Below are 4,502 nucleotides of genomic sequence, written 5' to 3' on the forward strand. Positions count from 1 at the left end.
CCCCGGCGCCGGCCGCCGACCGGGCCGGCGCCGCGCTGGCGGAGCTGACGGCGGCCAGCCCCGGCCTCCGGGCGGCGCAGGAGGAGCTGACGGCGAGGACCCGCGAGCGCGAGCAGGCGGCGGCCCGCCTGGCCGCGGCGCGCGACCGCCTCGCCACCGTCGAGGCCGAGCTGGCGGCCACCTCGGCGGCCGGCGAGCTCCAGGCCCGCCAGGTGGAGGCGCTCCGCGAGTGCCTGCGGGGGGTGACGGCGGTGCTCAACGCGGTTGCCGTGGACGACGTCCGCAGCGCCATCGACGGCCTGGAGGAGGTCGCCCCCGCGTGCGGGGAGGCCGAGCGGGCGGCGGTCGCCGAGCCGTGACCCGGCTGCTGGCCGCCGTGGTGGGCGTGGCGCTGCTCGTCGCCGGCCTGCGGGTCGACACGGCGCTGCGCCGCGACCTCCGCCACGCCAGGGAGGAGCTCGCCGCCGCCGGCGCCCGCATGGTCGGCGCCGAGGCGGCCCGCCTGGCCACCGAGGCGGCGGCGGACGAGGCCGAGGCCGACGCCGCCGAGGCCCGCGACCGGACGGCCGAGGCGCTGGCCACCGCGGCCGACCGGGCCGACGAGCGCGAGGAGCTGTTCGCGGCCGCGGCCGCGGTCGAGGCGCAGGCGGCCGGGGTGGAGCGCACCCTGGCCGGGCGCCGGGAGGACGCCGGCGAGCAGGCGACCGCCGTCGCCGACCTCCAGGCGTGCGTGCGGGGGGTGGCCGAGGCCGTCAGCCGGTCGCAGCGGGACGACACGGCGGGGTCGGTGGCCGCCCTCCAGGCGGTGGCCGGCGCCTGCCGGGACGCCGAGGACGCGCTCGGCACCCCGGAGGAGGCCAACGCCTTCCCGTTCGACTTCGCCGACCCGTTCGTGCTCCACGTGGCGGACGCCTACTACGCGTACGCCACCAACGCCGGCGGCGGCACCGTGCAGGCCATCGCCTCGGAGGACCTGCGGGAGTGGTGGTGGCTGGGCGACGCCCTGCCGGACCTGCCCGGCTGGGCCAGCCCGAACGCCACGTGGGCGCCGTCGGTGCTCGTCCGGGGCGACCGGGTCGTCGCCTACTACACGGTGCGCGTCGCGGCGTCGGGCCACCAGTGCATCTCGGTCGCCGTCGCCGACCACCCGGCCGGGCCGTTCGTGGACGTCTCGGACGAGCCGTTCGTGTGCCAGGCCGGGCGCCGGGGCTCGATCGACCCGAGCCCGTTCCTCGACGCCGACGGCCGCCCGTGGCTGGTGTGGAAGAGCGAGTCGCCGGCCGCCATCTGGTCCCAGCGCCTGACCGACGACGGCCTCGGCCTGACCGGCGAGCCCACCCAGCTGCTCGCCGTCGACCGGCCCTGGGAGGGCTCGGTGGTGGAGGGGCCGTCGATGGTGGAGGTGGACGGCGCCTACCACCTCTTCTACTCCGGCAACGACTGGAACAGCGCCGCCTACGCGGTCGGGTGGGCGGCCTGCGACGGGCCGGCCGGGCCGTGCCGCAAGGGCGACGGGCCGGTGCTGGCGAGCGGCGGCGGGCTGGCCGGGCCGGGCGGCCAGGAGCTGTTCCGGGACGGTGACGGCCGGCTGCGGATGGCGTACCACGCCTGGCTGGCGAGCGACGTCGGCTACCCGAACCGGCGCCTCCTCCAGCTCGCCACCGTCCGCTTCGAGGACGGCCGCCCGGTCGTCGAGCAGGGCTGAGGGCAGGCGCCGGCGGTCAGCGGGCGGGGGAGAAGGCGGCGACGACCTCGGCGAAGCGCTCGACGGCGGCGGGGCCGTCGAGGTCGGCGAGGCGGACGATCGCCGTCTGCACGCCGGCCTCGGCCAGCAGCCGGTAGCGGCCGACCTGGTCCTCGAGCGTGCCGGCCCCGAGCCTCGCCGCCTGGCGGCCGAGCCGGTCGACGGCGGACGGGCCCGGGGCGAGCAGCGCCGTGCTGAGGTGGGTGACCCGGACCTCGGCCGGGTCGCGGCCGGCGTCGCGGCAGTGCCCGGCCAGCACCTCGACCTTGCGGCGGACGGTGGCCGGGTCGCCGAACAGGTTGCAGGCGTCGGCGTGGCGGGCGACGAGGGCCAGGGTGCGGCGCTCGCCCGAGCCGCCGACGAGCACCGGGACCCGCTCCTGGAGCGGCCGCGGGTAGCAGGTCGTCTCCGGCACCGAGAGCCGGCGGCCCTCGAAGGGCGGGCCGCCCGGGCCCCAGTAGCGACGGAGGGCGAGGAGGGCGTCCTCCAGCAGCGCGTAGCGCTCGGCGACGGGCGGCAGGGTGGCGCCGGCGGCCCGGAACTCCCGCTCGTACCAGCCGAGCCCGATGCCGCACGCCGCCCGGCCCCCGGACAGCACGTCGAGGGTGGCGACCAGCTTGGCCAGGTGCCCGACCGCGCGCAGCGTGACGGCGCTGACGAGGGTGCCGAGGCGGGCGGTGGTCGTCGCCCCGGCCAGGAACCCGAGCGTGGTCCAGCTCTCGGGCAGGTCCTCCCAGTCCCGGCCGACCTGGGGGATCTGGACGAGGTGGTCCATCACCCAGATGCCGCGGAAGCCGGCGGCCTCGGCCGCCCGCGCCACGGCGGCCAGCCGGGCGGGCAGCTCGGCCCGGCCGCCGGGCCAGTCGAACCGGGCGACGTGGAGGTCGAAGTCGAGGGGCACGGGGTCCTCCCGCTGGCGGGCCGCGGCGGCCGGGGCGTGGACGAGGTCGGGGGGCACGAGGCGGACGGGGCCGGGCGGCACGACGGCGTCGAAGCCCTCGTCGGCCAGCCGCCCGAGCACGCCCGCCATCGCCTCGGCCTGGGAGCGGACGACGTCCTCGGCCACCCGCCGGTCGCGGGCGGCGTTGCGGGCGAGGCACACCTCCACCGGCGTGTCGAACGGGACGGCCACGCAGGCGGCGCCGGCCCGCCGGGCGATCGACCGGTAGGCCCGGCGGCGGCGGCGGTCGAGGCCGAGCGTGTCGACCACCGTGGTCAGGCCCCGCCGGAGCCGCCGCTCGACGACGAGGTCGAGGACGTCGAACGCGTCCCGGCTGGCCCGCTGGTCGTGCTCGCCCTCGCCGACGAGGGCCCGGATGGCGTCGGAGGACACGACGGCGCCGGGGAACTGCGCCGCCGCCCACGTCGACTTGCCGGACCCGGCCGGGCCGACGAGGACGACCAGGCAGGGCGAGGGGAGGCGGACCTCGGCCGGCGTCAGGGCGCCGGCGTCCCCCGCCCGCACTCCTCGGCCTCGATGTCGCGCAGCTGGGCGAGCCGCCGCTCGTGGCGCCCGCCGTCGAACGGGGTGGTGAGGAACAGGTCGAGCACGGCGACGGCGAGCGGCTCGGCCAGGACGCGGCCGCCGAGGGACAGCACGTTGGCGTCGTTGTGGCGGCGGGCCAGCTCGGCCGTCCACAGGTCGAGGCACAGCGCCGCCCTCGCCCCGTGCACCTTGTTGGCGGCGATGGCCTCGCCCTGGCCCGACCCGCCGATGACCACGCCCCGGTCGGCCCGGCCGGCCACCACCTCGCGGGCCACGGCCGCGCAGATCGGCGGGTAGTCGACGGGCTCCTCGCCGTGGGTGCCGAGGTCGACCGGGTCGTGGCCGGCCTCGGCGAGGTGGCGGAGGACGGCCTGCTTCAGCCGGTAGCCGGCGTGGTCCGACCCGACGGCGACGCGCATCGGTCCACGGTACCGCCGGCCCGGACGCGAGCCGGCCGCCGGCAGCGGAGCCGGCGGCCGGCCTTGGCGACGGCGGCGGGGGATGGGCGCCGCCGGCGCCCATCGCCGTGATCGAGGGGGCGGGTCCTCGACCCGGCGGTTCGACCAGATGGGAGGGGTTTCTGGTCGTCCGACAACGTAGTGGTGGGTCGGGGCCCGGGGCTCCCCGCCGCATGTCGATGATGTGACAGTTCCGCCCCGAGTGTCACGCAGCGGAGGGGGCCCCCGCCGGGCGACCTCAGACCGTGGCGCCGCCCTGGTCCTGGCCGACCTGGCCGGCCTCGATGAGGAAGGCGATCTTGCAGTGGACCTTGTAGAGCGTGAGGTTCCCGCTCTCGTCGACGTCGGCGTTGCTGCCGAGCACCTCGACGCCCTGGATGTTCCTGATGGTCTGCGAGGCGGTGCGCACGGCGTTGCGGACGGCGTCGCTGAACGAGTTCGGCGAGCTGCCGACCAGCTCGATCACCTTCACGACGCCACCGGGCACGTCGGCCATGGGGGCTCCTTCCTTGGTCGCTGTCGGTTGGTGCTGCGGGGGATCAGGCGGCGGCGCCGGCCGAGCGGCCCTCGGCTACCTCCTCGACGACCTTCGCGCAGAAGGCGGGGAGGTCGCCGGGGTTGCGGCTCGTGACGAGGCCCTGGTCGACGCACACCTCGTCGTCGACCCAGTTGCCGCCGGCGTTGCGGATGTCGGTCTGGAGGCTGGGCCAGGACGTGAGCGTGCGCCCTGCGACCACGCCGGCCTCGACGAGGACCCACGGGCCGTGGCAGATCGCCGCGACCGGCTTGCACGCCTCCACGAACGCCCGGGTGA

At 77.9% G+C, this 4,502-nt stretch carries 6 protein-coding genes; 2 read left to right on the forward strand and 4 right to left on the reverse strand.

The features are described from left to right. On the forward strand, window positions 1-359 hold a 359-nt coding region (locus VGB14_02370; protein ID HEX9991751.1), incomplete at its 5' end, for a hypothetical protein. After that, window positions 356-1,705: a glycoside hydrolase family 43 protein gene (locus VGB14_02375; protein HEX9991752.1), complete on the forward strand. Its 1,350-nt coding sequence runs from the start codon at window positions 356-358 to the stop codon at window positions 1,703-1,705. The genes VGB14_02370 and VGB14_02375, both read left to right, overlap by 4 nt. A gap of 16 nt (window positions 1,706-1,721) precedes the next feature. Here VGB14_02375 and VGB14_02380 read toward each other — a convergent pair whose 3' ends face one another. The 4 genes from VGB14_02380 to VGB14_02395 all read right to left on the reverse strand — a co-directional run. Further along, window positions 1,722-3,209 (reverse strand): LLM class flavin-dependent oxidoreductase, encoded by a 1,488-nt coding sequence (locus VGB14_02380; protein HEX9991753.1) that lies wholly within the window; start codon window positions 3,207-3,209, stop codon window positions 1,722-1,724. Continuing rightward, window positions 3,182-3,649, reverse strand: a complete 468-nt coding sequence (gene rpiB, locus VGB14_02385) for a ribose 5-phosphate isomerase B (protein HEX9991754.1) — start codon at window positions 3,647-3,649, stop codon at window positions 3,182-3,184. The genes VGB14_02380 and rpiB overlap by 28 nt, the downstream gene beginning before the upstream one ends. Before the next feature lie 277 nt (window positions 3,650-3,926). Continuing rightward, window positions 3,927-4,184: a dodecin family protein gene (locus VGB14_02390; protein ID HEX9991755.1), complete on the reverse strand. Its 258-nt coding sequence runs from the start codon at window positions 4,182-4,184 to the stop codon at window positions 3,927-3,929. A 43-nt stretch (window positions 4,185-4,227) separates the two neighbouring features. After that, window positions 4,228-4,502 (reverse strand): DJ-1/PfpI family protein (locus tag VGB14_02395; GenBank protein HEX9991756.1); only part of this gene is annotated, 275 nt, incomplete at its 5' end.

It is taken from the genome of Acidimicrobiales bacterium (assembly GCA_036399815.1).
GTDB lineage: Bacteria > Actinomycetota > Acidimicrobiia > Acidimicrobiales > DASWMK01 > DASWMK01.